The following is a 23,817-nucleotide window of genomic DNA, read 5'->3' on the forward strand; positions in this document are numbered from 1 at the left end:
TATTTTTACGGATGAATACTTTTATTACAGTTACAAAGTCTCAAAGTCTCAAAGTCTCAAAGTCCCAGAATCTGACATATTATATGTCTTTTGTCTTTTTTCTTGCTTCTTTTATCTCTTTCTCACAAGTCAAAGACTCTACCAAGCTAAACCAACTCGATGAGGTCTTGGTTTCAGCGGTGCGCGTCACTACAAAAACACCAGTCAGTTTTAGCAATTTGGACAAAAAGGAAATAAAATTCCGAAACCTAGGACAGGATATTCCTATTCTGATGAATTATCTGCCTTCAGTTGTCACCACTTCTGATGCCGGAAATGGAGTAGGGTATACCGGAATTCGGGTTCGTGGTAGCGATGCCACACGTGTAAATGTAACCATCAATGGAATTCCGTATAACGATTCTGAAAGTCATGGAACGTATTGGGTAAACATGCCAGATTTTGCCTCCTCGCTGGAGAGTTTGCAATTGCAACGCGGCGTGGGAACTTCTACTAATGGAGCAGGCGCTTTTGGTGCCAGTTTAAATATGCTTACGGATAATTTTGCCAAAGAAAGCACAGGAGAAATCTCCAACTCGTATGGAAGTTTCAATACCAGAAAACATACCGTAAAATTCAGTACTGGTTTGTTGAACGATCATTTCGAAATCGCAGGGCGCTTGTCTGCTTTAAATTCAGATGGTTATGTGGACCGCGGTGCATCTGATTTGAAATCCTATTTTCTTCAAGGTACTTATGTAGGGAAAACGACTTTGATAAAAGCATTGGTTTTTGGAGGTACCGAAAAAACGTACCAGTCTTGGAACGGAATTGATGGCGAGACACTAAACAATGATCGCACGTTTAATTCAGCAGGAGCTTTTACGGATGAGCAAGGAAATGCTCGTTTTTATGACAATGAAACCGATAATTACCAGCAAGATCACTCTCAATTGCATTGGAACGAAAAAATATCAGAAAACTGGAGTACAAATTTTGCGTTGCATTACACCAAGGGGAAAGGATTCTATGAAAACTATAAAGAAGATGCTGATTTAGCTGATTATGGATTACAACCAGTTAGTGCCGTGACAACATCTGATTTGATTCGTCAAAAATGGTTGGATAATGATTTCTACGGAACTACATTTTCTGCAAATTACAAGAAAGACAAATTGGATGTGATTTTTGGTGGCGGATGGAATAAGTATGAAGGAAGTCACTTCGGCAAAGTTATTTGGGCACGATTTGCATCGCAGAGCGAATTAGGAGATCGCTATTATGATGATTATGCCGTTAAAACGGACGGAACTGTTTTTGCGAAAGCCAATTACCAAATCACGGAACAGCTAAGTTTATTTGGGGATTTACAATACCGTACGGTTAATTACAAAGCCAACGGCGTTCAGGCCACTGTAGTAGATGATTCGTTTAATTTTTTTAATCCAAAGACAGGATTTACGTATGACATCAATGCTAATAATGCTTTGTATTTTTCCTATGCAAGAGCAAATAGAGAACCAAATAGAACCGATTATGAAGGCGGAAACGTAAAGCCAGAAAAATTGAATGACTTTGAATTGGGTTGGAGATATGTTGCAGAGAAAGTGCAATTCAATTCGAATGTGTATTATATGGCCTATAAAGATCAATTGATTTTGACCGGAAGTTTAGATGATGTAGGCGCTCCAATACGTTCCAATAGCGAAAAAAGTTACCGTTTAGGGCTGGAAGTTGATGCAACAATAGCATTAACAAATCAATTGATTATTCGTCCTAATTTTACGTTAAGTGCCAATAAAAATATTGATTTAGCAGTTGAAGGTCAGGATTACGGCACTACTGAAATCGCCTATTCACCCTCCATTATTGCAGGAAATATTTTGGTTTATACCCCAGTGGAAAATCTTCATATTTCATGGTTGCAAAAATTTGTTGGGGAACAATACATGAACAATATTGAATTACCGGCTGCAAAGTTAGCGGATTATTTTGTGAATGATTTGAATATTGCCTACACTTTTAAACCTAAAACCATCTTCAAAGAAATTGTGTTGACCGGTTTAGTGAATAACTTTTTAGACAAAAAATATGTTTCTAACGGATACATGTATGATGTATATCCGTATTATTATCCACAAGCGGGAATTAATTTCCTTGCCGGTTTGACACTGAAGTTTTAGAGTATTCTTTAGTCATAATGAAAAAGTCCGAAAAGTTTTTAAACTTTTCGGACTTTTTCATTAATTATAAACTCGAAGCGACGTTCCGTTTACTTGAACGCGATATTGCTTCATAGGATATTGTAAAGTTCCCTGTCCGGTAAATAAACTATATTCTTTACTGTCACATCCACAAACGGCATTTATGCCATTTATAGTCATGGTAGAGCAGGAACTTATAGCCTGATTGGGGCAAGCGGCATCAAAAGCATTGTAACCACTGCCGGTATTAAAAACAATAATGCCACGTGCGCCTTCTCCGGGATAATAAACCGCATTGCTTACATATTTGAGATTCGAATACGCTGGCAAATTCATATTAATATCTACCGTAAAAGTATAATTTGGGACAAATGGATTGGTATTATCAAAACCGGAATCACTACACGAAAAAAACAAAGGAATTATAACGAAAAGCAGCAGGTATTTTTTCATTTTAAAATAGTGTCAAAGTATTAGTGAAACAAATTTAATTTATTTAACTTTGAATTATATATGATTAACATATATTTATAGACGAAAAAATAATAATAGTATCTTTGTGGAAAGAAATCCCGTCCTGATGGGATTTTTTCTATTTATATAAATGATGAAGTTATGAGTACAGTATCGTATTACACCGCAGAAGGGTTGAAGAAATTAAGAGAAGAATTAGATTATTTAAAAAGCGTAATGCGTCCAAAAGCATCTGCGGATATAGCTGAAGCAAGAGATAAAGGCGACCTTTCTGAGAATGCCGAATACGATGCTGCTAAAGAAGCACAAGGAATGCTGGAAATGCGTATTGCTAAGCTGGAAGAAGTACACTCTAACGCCAGATTAATAGACGAAACCCATCTTGATGTTTCAAAAGTATTGGTTTTGTCCAATGTGAAAATCAAAAACCAAACCAATGGAATGGAAATGAAATACACGTTGGTAGCTGAAAGTGAAGCCGATTTAAAAACGGGAAAAATCTCTGTAACCTCACCTATTGGGAAAGGTTTATTGGGAAAATCAGTAGGGGAAGTAGCTGAAATCACTGTTCCAAACGGAGTGTTGAAATTTGAGATTTTAGAAATATCTCGGGATTAAATAGTTAAAGGTTTAACCGATTCAACAATTAACCAATTCAACAATGTCAAGTATATTTACAAAAATTATAAACGGAGAAATTCCGTGTTACAAAATCGCAGAAGATAAAAATTTCTTGGCTTTTTTGGATGTAAATCCAAATGCAAAAGGACATACACTTTGTATTCCAAAACAAGAAATAAATAAGATTTTTGAGATGGAAGATGATTTGTATATCGGACTGATGCAGTTTTCTAAAAAAATAGCAGTTGCCCTTGAAAAAACTGTTCCCTGCAAGAGAATTGGAATGGCAGTTGTAGGACTTGAAGTTCCCCATGCGCACGTTCATTTGATTCCCTTGAATGAAATGGATGAAATGCGTTTTCAAAATAAAGTATCCTTGTCTAAAGACGAATTTGAAGTTTTGGCAGAAAGCATTAAAGCCAATTTGTAATATTTTAGTAAATAAAATAAATTGGTATGATTTTAGTTTAGAAAGGGGATAGGTGAAAACCTATCCCCTTTTAATTTTTGGAGACTACATTATATACTATGAAAAACATTGGTTTGCTGCTTTTTTTCTTTTTCTCACTTCTGAGTTTTGCACAGGTGAATACCGGGTATTCCTTGGTTGATGCTAAAATGGCTGTTATTCCGCCCAATTCAACAACTTCAACCAATACAATTGCCAAATATATCAACGCTAATTTTGAAACAGAAACGGATAAAATCAGGGCTGTTTTTTATTGGACTACATCAAATATTAGTTATGATGTTGCCAATATGTTTGTCGTAAATTTCAATGAAACAGTACAGGAAAAAATCGCAAAGACGTTAAGAACTAAAAAAGGGGTTTGTATTCATTATGCCGTCGTTTTTAATGAACTCGCTCAAAAAACAGGAATTCAATCCTACATAGTTGAAGGTTATACAAAGCAAAACGGAAAAGTTAGTGACTTAGCTCATGCTTGGATTGCTGCGAAAATTGACAAAAAGTGGTATGTATTTGATCCAACTTGGGGTTCTGGTTATGTCAATAATGGGAGGTTTTTTAAAAAAATAAATAATTATTATTTTAAGGCAGAACCTACTAAAATAATTGCTTCCCACATTCCATTTGATTATTTGTGGCAATTTTCGAATGAGCCTATTACCAATAATGAGTTTTATGAAGGGAAAATTCAAATCAATAAAGCCAAGAAGCACTTTGATTTTGAGAAAGAAATCACAAAATATAATGCTTTGTCTGAAGCCGATCAGTTATTTGCTTCGGGAGAAAGAATTGAGAAAAATGGATTGAAAAACGCCATGATTCTGGAGCGTTACGAAGGAAAAAAGCAACAGTTGACCTTTTTGCGACAAAATACAAATATTGAAAAATTGAATGCTATTGTGAATGAAATGAATCAGGCAGTTGTCCTGTTGAATGACTTTATTCACTACAGAAACAATAAGTTCAAACCTACTTTGTCAGATGATGAAATTAGCAGCATGATTGAAACGCCAAGAGAACAACTGGTGAAATCTCAGAACGATATTTACAGTGTAGGTTCTGTTGGTAATCAAAATACAGCTAATGTGACATCGATTAAAAAATCAATTGTAGCAGCTTTGGCGCAAGCCGAAGAACATTCCTTGTTTGTAAAAAATTATTTGAGTGCCTCTAAAATAGTGAGAAAAACGATGTTTTCGAAGGTTACCTGGTTTGGTGTTCCGTTAAACTAAGTTGCTTTTTTTAAAACTGACTTGCATCGTAGTTCCTTTTCCAATCTCGGAATTCAGCACTTTTATGGTTCCTTTATGGTATTCTTCCACTATTCTTTTAGTCAATGACAGACCTAAACCCCAACCGCGTTTTTTAGTGGTAAAGCCGGGTTCAAAGATGGATTTGAATTGATTTTTATGAATTCCGTTTCCTGTATCGGTAACGTTTATTTTTACAGAATCCCCTTCTTGATCAATTTCCAATGCTAATTTCCCCTTTCCTTTCATGGCATCGATGGCATTTTTTACAAGATTTTCAATGGTCCAGCTGTGTAAAGTTGGATTCAAAGAAACAAAGATAGGAGCTTTTGATGCCTTGAACGAAAACTCTATTTGTTTCGAAAATCGGGATTGTAAATAGTCGTAGGATTGAAAGGTTTCTGCAACGATGTCTTTGTTTTCTAATTTGGGTTCCGATCCTATTTTCGAAAAACGATCGGTTATGGTTTGTAAACGCTCAATGTCTTTTTCAATTTCAAAAGTGGTGCTTTCATCCACATTTTCGGATTTCAAGAGCTCGACCCAGCCAATCAATGAAGAAAGCGGCGTTCCTATCTGGTGCGCCGTTTCTTTTGCCATCCCAGCCCAAAGCTTGTTCTGTGTAGCCATTTTGGTACTTCTGTAAAAATTGTAAACGAGGGCTCCAAAAAGCACAATGATAAGCACTAAAGCAACGGGATAGTATTTCAGTTTATTCAGTAATGCAGAATTACCATAATATAGATTTTGAAATTTTCCGGGGACATATTCAATGACGATAGGGTCATTTTCACCTTTTAAGTTGGATAAAAAATCTTTGGCTTTAGGAGTGTTCTTTACAATAGCATCGTCAATATTTACGGTGTTTATGATACTGTCATTCTCTGTAAGAATAATAGGAATAGAGGTGTTGTTACTGAAAATTTGCAAAGGAAGTTCCACATCCGTATTTTCGCCGGCATTGATAAGCGTTTTTTGAGCTTTTGCCCAAAGGTTCATTTTTAATCGTTCTTCATTTTTGAAGATTTGAAAAAAAGTATACGTGTTCCAGAGAATTAATGAAATGATTAAAAAGGATGCAAAAATAATAACCCAACGAGTTGTATTTCTTCTTTCAGAAAACTGCATAAATATAATTTAGAGGTATAAATATAACGAAATAAATGCTTTTGTATTTTAGTTTTGGAGAAAGAATTTTTTTTGAGAAAATCAAGCTTTTATTTTATTCTAATTTGAGGTTACTGCTTCTTAAACTTAATTCATTTGTCTACTTTTGTATCTTTCAGCAATAAATTAAACACGTATGATTACTATTGATCCTAAAAGTATAGAAACAGCAAAATTGCAAGCGTATTTGCAAAGTTCCGTTGGGCCAAGACCTATTGCTTTTGCCAGTACGATGGATGCGAATGGGAATCCTAATCTATCACCTTTTAGTTTCTTTAATGTGTTCAGTGCGAATCCTCCGATTTTGATATTTTCGCCTGCAAGACGCGTTCGCGATAATTCCATAAAACACACCTTAATTAATGCCGAAGCGACTCGTGAAGTGGTGATTAATGTGGTAAACTATGATATGGTTCAACAAACTTCTCTGGCAAGTACAGAATATGCTGATGGAGTAGATGAGTTTATAAAATCGGGCTTGACGCCAATAGCCTCGGAGGTGGTGAAACCTTTTAGAGTAAAAGAGTCGCCCGTTCAATTTGAGTGTAAAGTCACTCAGATTATTCCGTTGGGAACTGAAGGGGGAGCTGGTAATTTAGTGCTTTGTGAAGTAGTGCGCATTCATATTGACGAATCTGTTTTAGACGAAAACGGAGCGATTGATCAACATAAAATAGACTTAGTTTCCAGATTAGGTGGCAACTGGTATTCCAGATCGAATCAAGGTCTTTTCGAAGTGCCAAAACCATTATCCACATTAGGAATTGGTGTGGATGCGATTCCAGATTTTATAAAAGAAAGTCCTATTTTTGATGGAAACGATTTAGGGATTTTAGGGAATATTGAAGTCTTGCCTACAATGGAAGAAGTTAGTATATTTGTAAAACAAAATTTCGCGGTAAAAGGAGTTTTAAGTTCCGATGATGCGTTAAAAGTACATCTGGAAGCAAAAAAATATTTAAATAGTAATGACGTATTTTCAGCATGGAAAGTACTTTTAGCGGAAAGAAAAAAATAGAGCAAAACAATTAAAACATAGAAGATGGAAGTTACAGGAAAAATTAAAATGATCGATCAAACTAAAGAAGTTGGATCTGGAGGTTTCAAAAAAAGAGATGTAGTTGTTACTACTGATGAGCAATATCCACAACATATTCTAGTTCAGTTTGTTCAGGATAAATGTGACTTATTGAACGGATTTCAAGTAGGAGAGCCTGTGAAAATTGATATTAATTTAAGAGGTAGAGAATGGACAAATCCTCAAGGGGAAACGGTTTATTTTAATACTATCCAAGGATGGAGAATAGGGAAATTGCAAGCTGAAGCTCCTTCTGCTGCACAAATGCCTCCTATGCCAGCTGCTGAAGCTTTTGCTCCGGCAACTAACTTAAACGAAGAAGAAGCAGACGATTTGCCTTTTTAATCTTTTGAATTTCTATTGATATAGTAAAACAAACCCGACAGGTATTTAAAACACTGTCGGGTTTTATTTTTTGATAAAGAATGTATTATTTAACTACAGCATTATTCTTTCCACCCGTTTCTCAGACTAACTCTACAGGTATTCTTGCTCTTGGAGGAGATTTGTCACCGCAACGATTGCAACTTGCTTATAAAAGCGGCATTTTTCCGTGGTTTGAAGATGGAGAACCTATTACATGGTGGTCGCCAACTCCCAGAATGGTTTTGTTTCTGGAGGAACTGATTGTCTCCAAGAGTATGCGTAACATTCTAAATAGAAAGAGTTTTGAGGTTACTTTTAATCAGAATTTCAGGGACGTAATTTCAAATTGTCAAAACATTGAACGCGACGGTCAAAACGGAACTTGGATTACCAATGATATGATCGAGGCGTACTGTAAACTCCATGAATTAGGAATCGCTAAATCAGTTGAGGTTTGGCAGGATAAGGTTTTGGTTGGTGGTTTGTATGGAATCGATTTGGGTCATGTTTTTTGTGGTGAAAGTATGTTTTCAAAAGTTTCTAATGCTTCCAAAGTAGCTTTTATTGCATTGGTGAACCAATTAAAAAAAGAAGATTACCAACTGTTGGATTGTCAAGTTTATAATCCGCATCTTGAAAGTTTGGGTTGCAGGGAAATTTACAGAGAAGAGTTTATGGAGATTTTGAAAAGTAAATAATTTAGAATTTAAGTTTGTTGAAACTCCAATCCAAGCTGTTAAATAATACCAATTCGTTTTCTAAAGTGGGTAAATCCATAATCAGTTTCAAGGTTTCATGCGCCATCATGGTGCCAATAATTCCCGGGAGCGTACCCAATACGCCATTTAAATTACAATTGGGAATGTCTTTTGGATTTGGTGGTTCGGGGAATAAATCCCGAAGATTTTTATTTCCATTATGGTTAAAAACAGCCATTTGCCCCTCAAATTTTAAAATACTACCGTAAATCAATGATTTTCCTAATGTTACGCAGGTATCATTTACCAGATAACGGGTCTCAAAATTATCGCAACCGTCAACAATTACATCAAAACCCATGATGATTTTTGCGGCGTTTTCAATGGTTAGTTTTTCTTCAAAAGCAATAACATGAATCAATGGATTTAAAGTTTCCAAAACCGATTTTGCCGTAAGTGCTTTTGATTTGCCAACTTGTTGCTCCGTATATAAAATTTGACGGTGTAAGTTGTGCAATTCGATTTTGTCAAAATCAACTATTCCAATAGTTCCTACTCCGGCGGTTGCTATATACTGTAAAATAGGACAACCCAATCCACCTGCGCCAATCACTAAAACTGTAGCTTTTTTGAGTTTTTTTTGTCCTGAATAACCTATTTCCGGCAACATCATCTGGCGGTTGTATCGTAAAAAATCTTGAATGATACTCATTTTTTTAGTCTTAAAGTTGGAAAGTTATAAAGTCAAAAGTCAAATGCGATAAAGTATATAAGTCAAAAGTTAAAAACATGTCAGTTCGAGCGCAGTGGAGAACTTTTTAAAGTCGGTTGCTATTAGTAATAAATATAAAGTGCTGACCCATATTGCTTTCTAAACTTTTAGACTCTTTACTCTTTACTTTGGACATTCGACTTTAGACTAAAATTTCTGTCCCAATCCTTCCAAACAGGCTCGTATCCTTTGCTGGAAATAATTTTTGCAATTTCGGCAGCGGAACGCTCATCACTAATCTCAAATTGCTCTAATGATTGTGGATCAACCACATATCCACCAGGATTAGTTTTAGAACCGGCACTCATACTGGTTATGCCAATAGGAATAATATTATCACGGAATTTTTCGCTCTCCCGGGTTGATAGGGAGATTTCTAAGTCTTCATTCCACAAGCGATAGGCACAAATGAGCTGTGTCAAATCGGCATCATCCATGATAAAGTTTGGCTCAATGACTCCTTCCGCCGGTCGCAATCTAGGGAAAGAAACCGCATATTTAGTTTGCCAATAGGTTTTTTGTAAATAATCTAAATGCAAGGCATTAAAAAAACTGTCCGTACGCCAATCTTCCAATCCTAATAAAACACCCAATCCAATTTTATGAATTCCCGCAGTTCCCACTCGATCTGGTGTTTCTAAACGAAAATCAAAATTGGATTTCTTCCCTTTGGTATGGTACTGTTTATAAACATCACGATGATAGGTTTCCTGGTATACTAAAATCGAATAGACTCCGGCGTCATGTAATTGTTCATATTCTTCTGTTGACAAGGGTTGCACTTCTGCTGAAATGGTTGAAAAATCATTTTTTATTTGTGCAATTGCCTTTAGAAAATAATGAATATTTACAGTGTGATTGGCTTCGCCAGTAACCAGCAAAACATGATCAAATCCCGCTTTTTTTAAGACCTCAATTTCTAATGTAATTTCATTTTCGGTAAGTGTTTTTCGTTTGATTTTGTTGTCTAAACTAAAGCCACAATACGTGCAAATGTTTTGGCATTCGTTACTTAAATACATAGGAGCATACATCTGAATCGTTTTGCCAAATCTTTTTTTGGTTAATTCCTGTGCCTGTTGCGCCATTTGCTCTAAATAAGGTAGGGCGGCAGGTGAAATCAATGTCAGAAAATCATCCAAACTGCGTTTGTTTTTGGACAAAGTATTTTCGACATCTAGCGCAGTTGTGCTGTATATTTTGGATTTAATAGTATCCCAATCGTAATTGTTAAAAACCGAATTAAATGTTTTCATAGTTTTTTTGTAAAAATAATATGCTGTTTTTTGGCACGCCGATTCTACAGATTTTCGCAGATTTTTTAACTGTTTTTTTTAATTTTTATCTCTATAAATATGTGAATTGTGCGTGCTAATCATTTATTCTCAATTATAATTTATTTGCAATTCGTTTAATTTCATCTAAAATATTGACCGTATTAAAATTGACAAGTAGGCCTAGTTTTTTATCAGTAAGTTTTAAATAGTTTGTAATTTGTTTATAATGAATAGGTGCTAAATCCTCGACAGATTTTAATTCAATAATTACTTTATCTTCTACTAATAAATCAACTTTAAAAGCAACATCTAATATGATTTCATCGTAAGGAATAGTGATTTCAAGTTGTCTTTCAACTTTTAAATTTATTTTAGTCAATTCATAATACAAAGCACTTTCATAAACAGATTCAAATAAACCTGGACCGAGAGTGTTGTACACTTTGAAAATGGCTCCTCTTATTTTGAATGATATGTCGTTTTCTGTCATTTTTTTAAAATTTAAAAATTAGTACTAATTAAAAACTAAATATAGTTATTTTCATACAATTAAATAACAGCTACTGTATAATTTCGTATTTTAAAATCAGACAAAATGACGTAATAGATTGATTTTAAATTACTGTTTACAATAGTACTTCTTTTGACTTTACGACGTTTAAACTTTCGACTAGCTTATAAATTTTTGTTGCACGCAGATTTTGGGGATTTTAGCAGATCCTTTATTTTCCATCTGCGTAAATCTGGAAAATCTGCGTGCCATTTTTTAATGGTTTCTTGTAAATAGACCAAAAAATATTACTAATACAAAAACGCTGTCAAAGGACTGGAAGCTATGGCGCGATTAACCTTTTGTGCTAATTGCGCTTCGTAGGCTTTTCTGCCCGCAATAACGGCTTCTCTAAAAGCCTCTGCCATCAGTATTGGATTTCCTGCCACGGCAATCGCAGTATTTACCAAAACAGCGTCAGCCCCAAGTTCCATTGCTTTTGCAGCATCGGATGGTGCGCCGATTCCGGCATCTATAATCACGGGAACTCTACTTTGTTCAATTATTATTTCTAAAAAATCGATGGTTTTTAATCCTTTGTTACTGCCAATTGGGGAACCCAATGGCATCACCGCCGAAGTTCCGGCGTCTTCCAGTCGTTTACATAAAACGGGATCGGCATGGATGTAAGGCAAAATGATAAACCCTAATTTGGCTAAAGCTTCCGTAGCTTTTAAGGTTTCGATTGCATCGGGCATCAAATATTTAGGATCGGGATGGATCTCCAGTTTAAGCCAATTGGTTTCTAATGCCTCTCGAGCTAACTGTGCCGCAAAAATGGCTTCTTTGGCATTTCTTGCGCCGGAAGTATTGGGTAGCAAATTAATCAGCGGATGTCTAAGATGTGATAAAATGGTATCGGTTTCCGTTTCTAAATCGATACGCTTCAGTGCTACGGTAACTAATTCGCTTCCAGATGCTAAAATGGCTTCTTCCATCTGTTGATTGGAACCGAATTTTCCTGTACCTAAAAACAAGCGGGATTGAAAGGTTTTGTCTCCTATTTTAAAGGGTACCATATAATTTGTCGTTAAGTTGAGTGATAAGTTGGGATGGATTTTCGCTTTGTGTAATCAAACCAGAAATGGCGATGCCATAAATTCCGGTTTCCATTAGGCTTTCGACGTTTTCCAGTGTGATGCCTCCAATGGCGTAAATGGGAATTTGGATTTTTTTTATTTTCATTTTGTCGCTAATCAATTGATACCCTTCCAATCCTAAAATTGGGCTTAAATTCTTTTTGGTTGCAGTAAATTGAAATGGACCTAAACCGATATAATCACAGTCTTCGGCTGTTCTTTGGAGCACATCTTCAAAAGTATTTGCAGTTCCTCCAATGATTTTTGTTTTTCCTAAAAGTACTCGGGCTTCTTCCACTTTCATATCACTTAAACCCAGATGGACTCCATCAGTATCCAATTGTTGTGCTAAAAAGACGTTGTCATTGATAATAAAAGTGGCTAAATATTCTTTGCATACTATTTTTACGGCTTCCGCCAAAGTGAAAACTTCACGGGCGTTTTGATTTTTGAAACGCACTTGGATCCAATCGCAACCATTGTCCAGTGCTTTACGAATGTTATGCAATTGTTCTTCGACTGTATTTCCTTGCGAAATGTATTGGAGCTTATTATACATGATGGTATCCTAATTTTGTTTGGTTTGATTCTAAGTACGTCTCTATATATTTTTTGGCGTTAGTGCAAGCTGTTTTTAGGTGTTGTCCCAAAGCTAAATTTGCCGTAATCGCTGATGATAATACACAACCGGAGCCATGTTTTTCGAAAACCAAAGTGTTATTTGGCGCAAGCTTTAAAATTTCATTTTCCAGATATAAATAATCAACACCTATTTTGTCCGGGTTATGACCTCCTTTTAGCAAAACAGCACAATATTTCGAAAGAATTGTAGCTATGATGTCAGCATTAATTTCTTCCGAAGACAGTTGCAAAATCTCATTATAATTCGGTGTTATTAAATCGATTTTTTCTAATATTTCAATCAAAACAGCTTTGTTTTCGATGGTAGTAAAATTGAATTTAGTCGTGGATTTCAAAACCGTATCCCAAACTATTTTTGTTTTTGGCGAAAGCTTTTTTACAAGTGAAACAATTTCTTTTAAATAATCCAACGAAGGAATAATTCCAATTTTTACTGCTTTTATAGTATAATTTTGAAGCAATTTGTCCAATGATTTCAAAACAAAATCTATGTCAGTCCATTGTATTTCGAAGAACTCATTTTCGGTTTGAATGGTGTTGCCGGTATTGACAGCAAAACCATACACGCAATGTTGCTCGAATGTTTTCGCATCCGCCAAAACTCCTGCGCCTCCGGAAGGATCAAAGCCTGCAATTGTTAATACGAAAGGTCTGTTTTCTTGCATAGTTTAAAATTTTCTATTGGATTGTTACTGTTCCAAATGGTACCTAAAAGCGCCACATCATCAAAGCCATATTCTAATGCAGTTTTGATTCTATCGGAAGTAATTCCTCCAAGTGCAATCAGTGCTGTTTTATTGTTATTTCTTTGTTTTAATTCTTTTTTAAAATCAATATCCGAAATGTAATTTGGTTTAGAAATGCTTTCGAAAACAGGCCCGAAAAAAGCGTAATCAAAAACATTAGATAGTTCTTCAAAATCAATTATTTGATGAATCGAAGTTGAGAGAGTAAATCCATTTTTCTTCCAGTTTTTTAAGCTTTCTTTGGATGTTTCGGCTCTCATTTTTTCTGTAAAATGAATCCGATGTATTCCAGATCCTAAAGCCAGTTGGTGATGACTGTGTAATGAAATTTGGTTGCTAAATTCTCGTCCAATTCCAGTAATAAAATTTTTCATTTCGAGTTCTGTAAATTCTGGTTTTCGAATATGAAGCAACTCCAGTCCATTTTCAAAAAGCGAATGAATGGTGTCGATTTCATTAGTTATAGGAATTGGATTTGTAATTACGATCATAATCTTTTCTCTTTCCTCTTGCCTCTTATATATAAATTTCTTTTCCTTGTTCGATAAATTCTTGTGATTTCTCTTGCATCCCTTTTTCGGCTTCAGCAACATCACGAATTTCCTGCGAAATCTTCATAGAACAGAATTTTGGTCCACACATCGAACAAAAATGAGCCACTTTTGCACCATCTGCCGGTAATGTTTCATCATGAAATTCACGAGCTGTATCTGGATCTAATGACAAATTGAATTGGTCTTCCCAACGGAATTCAAAGCGCGCTTTGCTCAAGGCATTGTCACGGTATTGTGATCCCGGATGCCCTTTGGCCAAATCAGCGGCATGAGCCGAAATCTTATAAGTGATAACACCGTCTTTTACGTCTTTTTTGTTGGGTAAACCGAGGTGTTCTTTTGGTGTCACGTAGCATAACATCGCACAACCGTACCATCCTATCATTGCCGCACCAATGGCAGAAGTGATGTGGTCATAACCCGGAGCAATATCAGTAGTTAATGGTCCTAAAGTATAAAAAGGAGCTTCATCACAATGTTCTAATTGTTTGTCCATGTTCTCTTTAATCATGTGCATCGGTACGTGACCAGGACCTTCAATAAATACCTGAACATCGTGTTTCCAGGCTACTTTTGTCAGTTCACCAAGAGTCTCTAATTCGGCAAATTGAGCGGCATCATTCGCATCGGCAATAGAACCTGGGCGTAAACCATCTCCTAATGAAAAGGCTACGTCATACTGTTTCATGATTTCGCAAATTTCTTCGAAATGGGTGTAAAGGAAGTTTTCTTTGTGATGAAACAAACACCATTTTGCCATGATAGAACCACCACGGGAAACAATTCCGGTAACACGTTCTGCAGTTAAATGGATGTAACGCAATAAAACGCCGGCGTGAATAGTGAAATAAGAAACTCCTTGTTCCGCTTGTTCTATTAACGTATCACGGAATACTTCCCAAGTTAAATCTTCGGCAACACCATTTACTTTTTCTAAAGCTTGGTAAATAGGCACCGTTCCAATTGGCACTGGAGAATTTCGGATAATCCATTCTCTGGTTTCGTGAATATTTTTTCCTGTTGATAAATCCATAATCGTGTCAGCTCCCCAACGGCAAGCCCAAACTGCTTTTTCTACTTCTTCTTCGATAGTTGAGGTTACGGCACTGTTCCCAATATTAGCATTAATTTTTACCAAGAAGTTACGCCCTACAATCATAGGCTCGCTTTCAGGGTGGTTGATGTTATTTGGAATAATTGCTCGACCTCTGGCTACTTCACTACGTACAAATTCGGGTGTTATCTTGGATTTTGGCGTGTTGGCTCCAAAACTGTTTCCATCATGCTGGCATTGCATGGCTTTGGTTTGTTCGTTTATCAACTCCAAGGGTTGGTTTTCACGAATGGCAATGTATTCCATTTCGGGAGTGATGATTCCCTGTTTTGCATAATACAACTGGGAAACGTTGGCTCCTTTTTTGGAACGCATGGGTTTATGCAAATATTCAAAACGCAATTCGTTCAATTTTTCGTCGTTCAGACGTTTTTTTCCATATTCAGAAGAAATTTCAGTCAATTCTTCAACATCATTACGGTCCAGAATCCATTGTTCCCGAATGCGGGGCAAACCTTTTCTAATGTCGATTTCGATATTTGGGTCGGTGAAGGGACCGGAAGTATCGTAAACGGTAACTGGGGGATTTTTTTCTATTCTGCCGTTTGACATTTTAGTATCAGCCAATGCAATTTCTCGCATCGCTACTTTTATGGGATGAAGGATTCCGTCTACGTAAATTTTTGTAGAGTTTGGGAAAGGAGTTCTTGAGATTTTTTCTTCGTTATTCATTTGTTTGAATTTTATGATTTAGGAGTGTTCGTCTTCTGTTAGGGATAGTAATGGGAAGCCCGTAAAGTTGAAAGCCAAACAAAACAAGGATTAGTGAAGCGACCGTAAGGAAGCTTTGACTAAGACTATGTTTTATAGGATTGCAACTGCGGACTTGAAATGGATAGCCCGCCCAAGCAGCCAAACTATCCTCCTTGCGTGGCAGAGATGATGAGAATGTCGTCGGTTTCTTGTATAGGATGGGAATTCCAGTTCGATTTTGGAATAACGGTGTTGTTAATGGCTACGGCGATTCCATTTTGTTTGATGGGAATTTCCAAGTCAAGAAGTGCTTGAACAGTTAGACTGTCAGTTGCAAATTGTTTCGTTTGATTGTTGATTTTGAGCTCCATTCCTTTTAATTTTTAGAAAATTATAGAGATGCAGTGCAGTGCTTCTCTACTTTAGGAATGGCTACAATGACACATAAATGTGCGCAGAAGTCATCTTACTTTTCCCTACGCTAGTATGAACTAGATCAGGTTCAGAGGGTAATTCTCAGCCTACAATGTTGTAGACACCCCTAAAGTGTGGAGCAAAAATAGGATATTATTTAATACGAGATTCTTAAATTTCGAAAAAAAAATAAAACTTTTCGAACTCGTTTTGTTATTAGTTTTTAAAAAGGCACTGTTTTTTCCAGCAATCAGCTACGTGATCATCAACCATTCCAGTGGCTTGCATGTGCGCATAAACCACTGTAGAACCTACGAATTTAAACCCACGTTTTTTCAAATCTTTGCTGATTTCATCTGAAAGTGGTGTGGTTGCAGGAACTTCTTTTAGCGACTGTCGATTGTTATTTATTGGTTTTCCACCGGTGAATTCCCAAATGTATTTACTGAAACTACCAAATTCTTCTTGTACTTTCATAAAGGCAACCGCATTTGAAACTGCCGATCTGATTTTTAATTGATTGCGAATGATTCCAGCGTTTTGCAACAATTCCTGAATTTTAGCTTCTGTATAAAGGGCTACTTTTTTATAGTCAAAATCATCAAAAGCTAATCGAAAGTTTTCTCTTTTTTTTAAGATGGTTATCCAACTTAATCCCGCTTGAAAGGTTTCGAGGATTAAAAACTCAAATAATTTTTGATCATCATAAACCGGAATTCCCCATTCTTCATCATGGTATTTTTCGTAAATAGTAGTTCCAACACTCCATTTACATCTTGATTTGTCTTCCATAATTATTCTGTTTCTTCGGATAAATATTTTTTAATTAAATAGTGACCTAAATATATTAATGGAGTCAGTAAAATAGCGATTCCTAGTTTGAATGTATAGCCAATCAGTGCCGAACTTAAAAAGGTATCAAAGTTGATTTTCCCGGGTAGTCAAAAAGCAATTCCTAAAACAATAAAGGAATCAAATAATTGGGAAACAACTGTGGATCCGGTTGTTCTGAGCCATATTTTCCGTTCTCCTGTTCTGTTTTTGAAAAACCAAAAAACGCTTACATCAATCAATTGAGAAACTAAAAAAGCGATAATACTACCGGCAATAATCCACATGCTTTGACCAAAAACAGCATAAAATTGATCGTCGTTTACAGGACTAATTCCTTTTGCAGCGGGAACAAATAGGGCTAAAAGTAAAATGATAAAGGCGTAAGCAATTAAACAAGCCGTAATATAGGATAGTTTTTTAACGCCTTTTTCACCAAAGTATTCATTGATTAAATCGGAGGTGAGGAAAACGACGGGCCAGGGTAAAATACCAATACTCATAACGAAAGGGCCTATTTGTATCAATTTTCCACCTATCAATTCGGCGACAACAGCATTAGTGATAAAGATTCCGGCTAGGATAACGAATACAAGCTCTTTTTTGGTTTTGAACATAAAAAATAATTAGTATTCAAATTTAGTGTTTTAATTTATTTTTAGATAATAAAAAAATCCCATCTTGTTTTTACAACAAAATGGGATTTTATATTTGTAATCAGAATTTAAAATAAATTTAGAAACCTGAAACGATTTTAGAAAGATTATCCTAAAGCAGCTCTTTTGAAACCTGTAACGATAAGATCTTTATCTAAAGATTTAACATAAGCAGCAACGCTCATTTTATTGTCTTTGATGTAATCTTGGTTTACTAAAGTGTTGTCTTTAAAGAAACGTGCTAATTTACCTTTAGCGATATTGTCTAACATTGCTTCCGCTTTTCCTTCTTGACGTAGGATGTCTTTAGCAATTTCGATTTCTTTAGCGATAGTTTCGGCATTAACACCTTCTTCGTTTAATGCAATAGGAGCCATAGCTGCTGCTTGCATAGATACGTTTCTTGAAACTTCTTCAGCACCTTCAACATTTGCAGAAAGAGAAACTAAAGTAGCGATTTTGTTTCCTGAGTGAATGTAAGATCCGATGAAAGCACCTTCTAATTTTTCGAAAGTTCTAATTTCTAGTTTTTCACCGATAACTCCAGTTTGCTCGATTAATTTATCAGCAACAGTGATTCCGTTGAAATCAGCTGCTAAAAAATCTTCTTTAGTATTGAAGTTCAATGCTAAATTAGCCATTTCAGTAGCCATTTTCACAAAGTTTTCATTCATTCCTACGAAGTCAGTCTCACAGTTCAATGTGATAACTACTCCGGCAGTTTTGTCAGCATTTACAACAGCAATTGCAGCACCTTCAGTAGATTCTCTGTCTGAACGGTTAGCAGCTACTTTTTGTCCTTTTTTACGTAAGTTTTCGATAGCTAAATCAAAATCTCCGTCCGCTTCAACCAAGGCTTTTTTGCAGTCCATCATTCCTGCACCAGTGATTGTTCTTAATTTATTTACGTCTGCAGCAGTAATTGTTGCCATATTGTATTATTTTTTAAGGTTAAAAGTAAAAAATTCCAAGTGTTAAATCCAATTTCCAATTTTATTAAATTATCAACTTTAGGTTTCTAATTTTTTATGGAGAGGAATTTAAAACTTGGAATTAAATGTTTATTTATTCTTCAGTTGCAGTTGGAGCAGCAGCTTCTACAGCAGGAGCTACTTCTACAGCTTCAGCAGCAGGAGCAACAACTTCAGTGGTAGCAGGAGCAACAACTTCAGCAGTAGCTTCGCCTTCTTTGTCAGAACCTCTATCAGAAAGTCCTTCAACAATTGCAGCCGTAACTAAAGATAAAATTTTATCAATTGATTTAGAAGCATCATCGTTAGATGGGATAACAAATTCAACCTCTCTTGGGTCAGAATTGGTATCCACCATTGCGAAAACTGGAATGTTTAATTTTTGAGCTTCTTTTATTGCAATGTGTTCCGCTTTGATATCAACTACGAACAATGCAGCTGGTAGTCTAGACATGTCAGCGATTGAACCTAAGTTTTTCTCTAATTTAGCACGAAGACGATCAACTTGTAAACGCTCTTTTTTAGAAAGGGTCATGAAGGTACCATCTTTCTTCATTTTATCAATAGTAGCCATTTTTTTAACAGCTTTACGGATAGTTACGAAGTTAGTTAGCATTCCACCAGGCCATCTTTCAGTGATGTAAGGCATGTTTGCAGCTTTTGCTTTTTCAGCAACGATGTCTTTTGCTTGTTTTTTGGTAGCAACGAATAATATTTTTCTACCTGATGCAGCGATTTTTTTCAAAGCTTCATTAGCTTCTTCAATTTTTGCTGCAGTTTTATATAGATTGATAATGTGAATACCATTACGCTCCATATAAATGTAAGGAGCCATGTTTGGATCCCATTTTCTAGTCATGTGTCCGAAGTGAACACCTGCTTCTAGTAATTCTTTTACTTCTACTTTGTTTGCCATTTTGTTCTAGTTTACGTTCTGTTGATTAGCAATGAATAAATGGCGATTTCCCGGCTTTATACATTTAGATGCTAAACTATTTCCTACCTCAGTAGGAGAGCAACAACAACTGTTTTTTTAAATTCAATAATAAGTGAACGATGTCTTGTCCTATTTGAACAAGACAGGTAATATTAACGTTTAGAGAATTGGAATCTCTTACGAGCTTTCTTCTGACCGAATTTCTTACGTTCAACCATTCTTGGATCTCTTGTCAATAAACCTTCTGGTTTCAAGATAGCTCTGTTTTCAGCATTTACTTCACACATAACGCGTGCCAATGCCATTCTTACAGCTTCTGCTTGACCAGTTGAACCACCACCGTAAACGTTAACTTTTACGTCAAAGTTGCTTACATTTTCTGTCATAGACATAGGTTGTAATACTTTGTACTGTAAAGTTGCTGTTGGGAAATAAGTTTCGAATGGTTTTTTGTTTACAACGATTACTCCTGTTCCTTCCGAAACATAAACACGTGCAACAGCGGTTTTTCTTCTACCGATTTTGTGAATTACTCCCATTACTTAAGGTCGTTAAGGTTAACTGTTTTAGGTTTTTGAGCGCCTTGTTTGTGCTCTGATCCTACAACAACATTTAAATTTCTAAAAAGTTCTGCACCTAATTTATTTTTAGGTAACATCCCTTTTATTGCTTTTTCAACTAGTAATGCAGGATTCTTAGCTTGCAATACTTCAGCAGTTAAAGTTCTTTGTCCCCCAGGGTAGCCAGTGTGACGGATGTAAGTTTTCTCTTTCATCTTGTTTCCTGTAAGGTTGATTCTTTCTGAGTTGATAACGATTACGTTATCCCCGCAGTCCACGTGTGGTGTGTAACTTGGCTTGTACTTACCTCTCAAAATCATAGCGACTTTTGAAGCAAGACGACCTAAGTTGTGACCATCAGCATCTACAACAATCCACTCTTTTGTAACGGTGGCTTTGCTTGCTGATTGTGTCTTGTAGCTTAATGCGTCCATAATATATTTTTAATTAAACATTCCATCCCCAATAAAGGGGTTGCAAAAGTACAATTAATTATTTTAAATACAAACACCTGTAAAAGATAATTTTAACGATGAATCCACAGATTATTATTTTAAGGAAATAATGAGATCAATTATAATAATATGGTTATAAATAGAGGAATACATAAAAAAAACCATTTGAATTCTAAGTTCAAATGGTTTTAATGATTTGTGCAATTAACTTTATACGATAAATATATTTGCTATTGCTACCGCTTGAGCTGTAGTTAGTGGCTCGTCATAAGATTCTGAACCTGCATCTGCTCCAAAGAGTGAAGCTGTATTATATCCAGCTTGCAGTGTAACCTCTTCGCCGTCATATATAGCTTGTGTGGCTGCTGGCATGCCGGCACCTCTCTGGTTTCCTGTAATCCAGCCTTTTAATCCTCTAAGTCTTCTTACTTCTGAGGCATGTCGGGCTTCAACAGAGTGAATCTGTAGTGCAGCGGTTAATAAATCGGGAGTTGAAATTAGATTTCCAGCCTGCCCTTTGTATGCTCTTACCCCTGTGTCTTCGAAGGCTTGTGCCAAGGCCAGAAATGTTGGGTAATCTGTAAAGGGGCTAAAAGCACCGCCAACAGTAAAGTCAAAAGTGGGTTTAGGCACAAAATTTGCACTTGCTGTACCTCCTAGCCCTGCGATTAGAAAAGTTACATGACTAGTTTCGTGCTTGGAAATCTGTTCAAAAACTTTCCTATCGCGACCTAAATTTTCAGATGAAGGTATTACATTTAAATCCAAAGCCATCTGGTAAAATTCTTTTTCAAGATATTCTAATGTCAAGGCCAGCTGTAAAGCCCCAATTGGCGTACTCGGAGTAGGCGAAATATCCGCAGCATAGGCTGAAGTTGATACAGATGCTAATCCGAATGGAATCGCTGCTAATGCTAAATTTTTACCTAATTTACTGAATTGGCCTAAACTTTCTCTTCTGGAGCCTTTAGCTTGCATTACACTTTCATCTGCAAGAGACTCTATAAATTTTAATATGTTCATAATTTCTAAATTTAAAAGTTTAAGGTAAATACTGAGCAGTAAATTTTGTGGTGATAAATCCGCCAGCTATTGGAATTACTTGCGATGGATTACTTGCAACATCTAATCCCGTAGTGACATTTACAACATCATCGCCGGCAAAATCTTTTGAATTTGGATTGATTAAACTTCTGATAGCCGATGCATGTCTTGCTTCAACAGAAACTATTTTCCCTGCTAATAAGAGGTAGTCGGGACTCTTTAATAGTTTTCCAGCGCCATTATAAGCAGCTACTCCTGTGTCTTCCAGTGCTTTGGCTGTAGCTAGGACTTGAGTGCGGTTGCTGAAATTCAAGCTTCCATAATCAAAAGCTAAGCTGGGTAGTAATTGCGTCTTAGCATCTGGTAAAGCACCTGTTAAGGCAGTCTTGAAAAATTCTCTGTGAATGACTTCATGACGATACAAATCTGTTAGGACAGCTTGATCTTGTGGTGTAAAATTAGTTGTGAATCCAGTAGCATTTACTACTTTAGTATAAAAATCGGCTTCTAATTGTTCCAATGCGTAAGCATAGGATAAGACACCAAAATCTCCACCACCCAAATCAAAAACTCCATTTCGTACTCCGGGAAACTGATTTATTGGATCGTTCCCGTCATCGTCATTATTACAGCCTGCTAATAACAGGCTTGTACCCACAAGTGTGAGCCCACTAATTTTCAGGAAGCTCCTTCTGTTTGTGAAAGACGGTTTTACTTCTTGAATCGAAACTACATTTTTCATAATTTAACTTCTTTAAAGGTTATTAATATATGTCTATTTAAGTATTAACGAAATTTTTAGGGGCTCGGTTTTAGATTTTTAAGTTTTTTTTTATTAATTATATAAAAAAAAATAATTCCTTAATTTTTGGTTAGGTAAGGTGTATTTTTTTTGGATTTAACTCCTTGAATCGACACTATATTTTTCATAATTTAAACCTTTAAAAGGTTAGTAGTTGTATTCTTTCTGATTAATAATTTAATATGTATATTTGCGATTGATGGATTATTTTTACAAATATAATAATAAAAATAAAGCCTTGTGTGCTGATTTACAGTTAATTATATCGTAAAGTTGGTTTAATTTTAATAGATATTATTATAAAATTGTTGAAATAATTTATATAATTATCACATAGTCTCCTCTTCCCCATTAATATTTTAAATTTATGAAAGCTAAAGCAACATTAAAACAAATTGCAAAAGAACTTAATGTTTCTGTCTCAACAGTTTCAAAAGCACTTAATGATAGTCCTGAAATTAGTGAATCAACAAAAATTAAAATTAAAGAATATGCCAAGCTTAAAAATTATAAACCCAATGTTATTGGTTTGAACCTTAAAAATAGAAAGACAAAAACCATTGGTGTAATTATTCCAAATATTTTAAATTCTTTTTTTGCCAAAGTATTTAGTGGTATAGAAAAAATAGCGGATGAAAAAGGGTACAACGTTATTATGTGTATCTCTAACGAATCATCAGAAAAAGAAGCCCACACACTGGAAATGCTAAGCAATGGAACTATCGATGGATTTATAGTTTCGGTTTCTGAAGAAGCACAAAAAAATCAGGATTATGAACATTTTTCTGCAATCATTAATGATGGAACTCCTATTGTTATGTTTGATCGAATTGCTGAAGGCGTTGATTGTGATAAAGTTATTGTGGATGATTTTGATTCCGCTTTAAATTCAACACAACACTTAATTGATTTAGGATGTAAGCATATTGCCCTGTTGTCGTCTGTTGATAATTTAAGTGTCGGTAAATTAAGAACAGAAGGATATTTGAAAGCATTGGAAAACAATAATATTGCTGTAAACAATGATATAATTTTAAGAACGGATTCAGAAGATGATCTAAAGGATAAAATAGAAAAAGTTTTTGAAAATAAAATTGATGGAATCTTTGCCCTTGAAGAAAATGATTCAGTAGCAGCTTTGCGAATTGCCCTTAAAAAAGGATATAAGGTACCGGAAGAAATTTCTATCATTGGCTTTGCCGATGGAATTCTTGCTTCCAGAAGATTGTCTCCAAGTTTGACAACGGTGAGTCAGCACGGAATCGAAATAGGTGAAGTGGCCGCTAAATTGCTTATTAACAGGTTAGAATCCAAAGAAGAAAATCTGCCTTATGAAACGGTCATAATCAAAACAAAATTGAAAGAAAGAGAATCAACAAGGAAATTGTAGCAACTCATTTAATATAAGACTAAA

At 35.6% G+C, this 23,817-nt stretch carries 26 protein-coding genes, 1 pseudogene and 1 riboswitch; of the genes and pseudogenes, 8 read left to right on the forward strand and 19 right to left on the reverse strand.

What is annotated here, in order from left to right; all coding sequences use genetic code 11:
- Positions 1–11 precede the first annotated feature (11 nt).
- Complete coding sequence (locus tag ACNQGD_RS00775) at positions 12–2,162, forward strand: TonB-dependent receptor (protein ID WP_417997981.1); 2,151 nt, start codon at positions 12–14, stop codon at positions 2,160–2,162.
- Positions 2,163–2,222: 60 nt separating this feature from the next.
- On the opposite strand, the gene ACNQGD_RS00780 is transcribed toward ACNQGD_RS00775, so the two are convergent.
- Positions 2,223–2,636, reverse strand: a complete 414-nt coding sequence (locus ACNQGD_RS00780) for a Rieske (2Fe-2S) protein (RefSeq protein ID WP_417995881.1) — start codon at positions 2,634–2,636, stop codon at positions 2,223–2,225.
- 162 nt (positions 2,637–2,798) lie between these two features.
- On the opposite strand from ACNQGD_RS00780, the gene greA reads away from it, so the two are divergent.
- The 3 genes from greA to ACNQGD_RS00795 all read left to right on the forward strand — a co-directional run bounded on the left by greA (position 2,799) and on the right by ACNQGD_RS00795 (position 4,979).
- Complete coding sequence (greA, locus tag ACNQGD_RS00785) at positions 2,799–3,275, forward strand: transcription elongation factor GreA (protein WP_091165910.1); 477 nt, start codon at positions 2,799–2,801, stop codon at positions 3,273–3,275.
- A 43-nt stretch (positions 3,276–3,318) separates the two neighbouring features.
- Entirely contained in the window at positions 3,319–3,708 is a 390-nt protein-coding gene (locus ACNQGD_RS00790) for an HIT family protein (protein ID WP_417994871.1), read from the forward strand.
- 98 nt (positions 3,709–3,806) lie between these two features.
- Positions 3,807–4,979, forward strand: coding sequence for a transglutaminase domain-containing protein (locus ACNQGD_RS00795; RefSeq protein ID WP_417997982.1), 1,173 nt, complete (start codon positions 3,807–3,809; stop codon positions 4,977–4,979).
- On the opposite strand, the gene ACNQGD_RS00800 is transcribed toward ACNQGD_RS00795, so the two are convergent.
- Positions 4,971–6,125 carry a sensor histidine kinase gene (locus ACNQGD_RS00800; RefSeq protein ID WP_417997983.1) on the reverse strand — a complete coding sequence of 385 codons (1,155 nt, stop codon included), beginning with the start codon at positions 6,123–6,125 and terminating at the stop codon, positions 4,971–4,973. The genes ACNQGD_RS00795 and ACNQGD_RS00800 overlap by 9 nt on opposite strands.
- 175 nt (positions 6,126–6,300) lie before the next feature.
- Here ACNQGD_RS00800 and ACNQGD_RS00805 point away from each other — a divergent pair, with 175 nt between their 5' ends.
- The 3 genes from ACNQGD_RS00805 (at position 6,301) to aat (ending at position 8,306) form a co-directional block, all read left to right on the forward strand.
- Positions 6,301–7,182, forward strand: coding sequence for a flavin reductase family protein (locus tag ACNQGD_RS00805; protein WP_417997984.1), 882 nt, complete (start codon positions 6,301–6,303; stop codon positions 7,180–7,182).
- Positions 7,183–7,206: 24 nt separating this feature from the next.
- Complete coding sequence (locus ACNQGD_RS00810; RefSeq protein WP_099714265.1) at positions 7,207–7,587, forward strand: DUF3127 domain-containing protein; 381 nt, start codon at positions 7,207–7,209, stop codon at positions 7,585–7,587.
- An 80-nt stretch (positions 7,588–7,667) separates the two neighbouring features.
- Positions 7,668–8,306, forward strand: coding sequence for a leucyl/phenylalanyl-tRNA--protein transferase (aat, locus tag ACNQGD_RS00815; RefSeq protein ID WP_417997985.1), 639 nt, complete (start codon positions 7,668–7,670; stop codon positions 8,304–8,306).
- A gap of 1 nt (position 8,307) precedes the next feature.
- Here the strand turns inward: aat and ACNQGD_RS00820 are convergent, their stop codons facing one another.
- From ACNQGD_RS00820 to ACNQGD_RS00900, 17 genes and pseudogenes are all read right to left on the reverse strand, one after another.
- Positions 8,308–9,018: a HesA/MoeB/ThiF family protein gene (locus ACNQGD_RS00820; protein WP_417997986.1), complete on the reverse strand. Its 711-nt coding sequence runs from the start codon at positions 9,016–9,018 to the stop codon at positions 8,308–8,310.
- A gap of 176 nt (positions 9,019–9,194) precedes the next feature.
- Positions 9,195–10,334, reverse strand: a complete 1,140-nt coding sequence (gene thiH, locus ACNQGD_RS00825) for a 2-iminoacetate synthase ThiH (RefSeq protein WP_417997987.1) — start codon at positions 10,332–10,334, stop codon at positions 9,195–9,197.
- A gap of 133 nt (positions 10,335–10,467) precedes the next feature.
- Positions 10,468–10,845 carry a GxxExxY protein gene (locus ACNQGD_RS00830; protein ID WP_417994878.1) on the reverse strand — a complete coding sequence of 126 codons (378 nt, stop codon included), beginning with the start codon at positions 10,843–10,845 and terminating at the stop codon, positions 10,468–10,470.
- Between the two features lie 311 nt (positions 10,846–11,156).
- Positions 11,157–11,924: a thiazole synthase gene (locus tag ACNQGD_RS00835; RefSeq protein WP_417997988.1), complete on the reverse strand. Its 768-nt coding sequence runs from the start codon at positions 11,922–11,924 to the stop codon at positions 11,157–11,159.
- On the reverse strand, positions 11,911–12,543 hold the full coding sequence (locus ACNQGD_RS00840; RefSeq protein ID WP_417997989.1) for a thiamine phosphate synthase: 633 nt from the start codon (positions 12,541–12,543) through the stop codon (positions 11,911–11,913). Before ACNQGD_RS00840 ends, ACNQGD_RS00835 begins: the two co-directional genes overlap by 14 nt.
- The gene (locus ACNQGD_RS00845; protein ID WP_417997990.1) at positions 12,536–13,291 is read right to left on the reverse strand and encodes a hydroxymethylpyrimidine/phosphomethylpyrimidine kinase; all 756 of its coding nucleotides are present in this window, start codon (positions 13,289–13,291) and stop codon (positions 12,536–12,538) included. Before ACNQGD_RS00845 ends, ACNQGD_RS00840 begins: the two co-directional genes overlap by 8 nt.
- Positions 13,264–13,863, reverse strand: a complete 600-nt coding sequence (locus ACNQGD_RS00850; protein ID WP_417997991.1) for a thiamine phosphate synthase — start codon at positions 13,861–13,863, stop codon at positions 13,264–13,266. Before ACNQGD_RS00850 ends, ACNQGD_RS00845 begins: the two co-directional genes overlap by 28 nt.
- A 25-nt stretch (positions 13,864–13,888) precedes the next feature.
- The gene (gene thiC / locus ACNQGD_RS00855; RefSeq protein ID WP_417997992.1) at positions 13,889–15,712 is read right to left on the reverse strand and encodes a phosphomethylpyrimidine synthase ThiC; all 1,824 of its coding nucleotides are present in this window, start codon (positions 15,710–15,712) and stop codon (positions 13,889–13,891) included.
- 185 nt (positions 15,713–15,897) lie between these two features.
- A complete protein-coding gene (gene thiS, locus ACNQGD_RS00860; RefSeq protein WP_039108711.1) occupies positions 15,898–16,104 on the reverse strand; it encodes a sulfur carrier protein ThiS in 207 nt (68 codons plus the stop codon).
- An 85-nt stretch (positions 16,105–16,189) separates the two neighbouring features.
- A riboswitch (TPP riboswitch) is annotated at positions 16,190–16,286 on the reverse strand.
- A gap of 77 nt (positions 16,287–16,363) precedes the next feature.
- Positions 16,364–16,939 (reverse strand): DNA-3-methyladenine glycosylase I, encoded by a 576-nt coding sequence (locus ACNQGD_RS00865; RefSeq protein WP_417997993.1) that lies wholly within the window; start codon positions 16,937–16,939, stop codon positions 16,364–16,366.
- A 2-nt stretch (positions 16,940–16,941) separates the two neighbouring features.
- A pseudogene (locus ACNQGD_RS00870) lies at positions 16,942–17,595 on the reverse strand (queuosine precursor transporter).
- Positions 17,596–17,741: 146 nt separating this feature from the next.
- Positions 17,742–18,566, reverse strand: a complete 825-nt coding sequence (tsf, locus tag ACNQGD_RS00875) for a translation elongation factor Ts (RefSeq protein ID WP_417994887.1) — start codon at positions 18,564–18,566, stop codon at positions 17,742–17,744.
- A 133-nt stretch (positions 18,567–18,699) separates the two neighbouring features.
- Positions 18,700–19,521 carry a 30S ribosomal protein S2 gene (gene rpsB, locus ACNQGD_RS00880; protein ID WP_417995897.1) on the reverse strand — a complete coding sequence of 274 codons (822 nt, stop codon included), beginning with the start codon at positions 19,519–19,521 and terminating at the stop codon, positions 18,700–18,702.
- Positions 19,522–19,694: 173 nt separating this feature from the next.
- Positions 19,695–20,081, reverse strand: a complete 387-nt coding sequence (gene rpsI, locus ACNQGD_RS00885) for a 30S ribosomal protein S9 (protein ID WP_073204671.1) — start codon at positions 20,079–20,081, stop codon at positions 19,695–19,697.
- Positions 20,081–20,536, reverse strand: coding sequence for a 50S ribosomal protein L13 (gene rplM, locus ACNQGD_RS00890; protein WP_416847762.1), 456 nt, complete (start codon positions 20,534–20,536; stop codon positions 20,081–20,083). Before rplM ends, rpsI begins: the two co-directional genes overlap by 1 nt.
- Before the next feature lie 231 nt (positions 20,537–20,767).
- Positions 20,768–21,580, reverse strand: coding sequence for a ferritin-like domain-containing protein (locus ACNQGD_RS00895; RefSeq protein WP_417997994.1), 813 nt, complete (start codon positions 21,578–21,580; stop codon positions 20,768–20,770).
- A 19-nt stretch (positions 21,581–21,599) separates the two neighbouring features.
- Positions 21,600–22,343, reverse strand: coding sequence for a ferritin-like domain-containing protein (locus ACNQGD_RS00900; RefSeq protein ID WP_417995899.1), 744 nt, complete (start codon positions 22,341–22,343; stop codon positions 21,600–21,602).
- 427 nt (positions 22,344–22,770) lie between these two features.
- Between ACNQGD_RS00900 and ACNQGD_RS00905 the strand changes: the two genes are divergently transcribed.
- The gene (locus ACNQGD_RS00905; protein WP_417995900.1) at positions 22,771–23,793 is read left to right on the forward strand and encodes a LacI family DNA-binding transcriptional regulator; all 1,023 of its coding nucleotides are present in this window, start codon (positions 22,771–22,773) and stop codon (positions 23,791–23,793) included.
- Positions 23,794–23,817 lie beyond the last annotated feature (24 nt).

It is taken from the genome of Flavobacterium glucosi (genome assembly GCF_048286535.1).
GTDB lineage: Bacteria > Bacteroidota > Bacteroidia > Flavobacteriales > Flavobacteriaceae > Flavobacterium.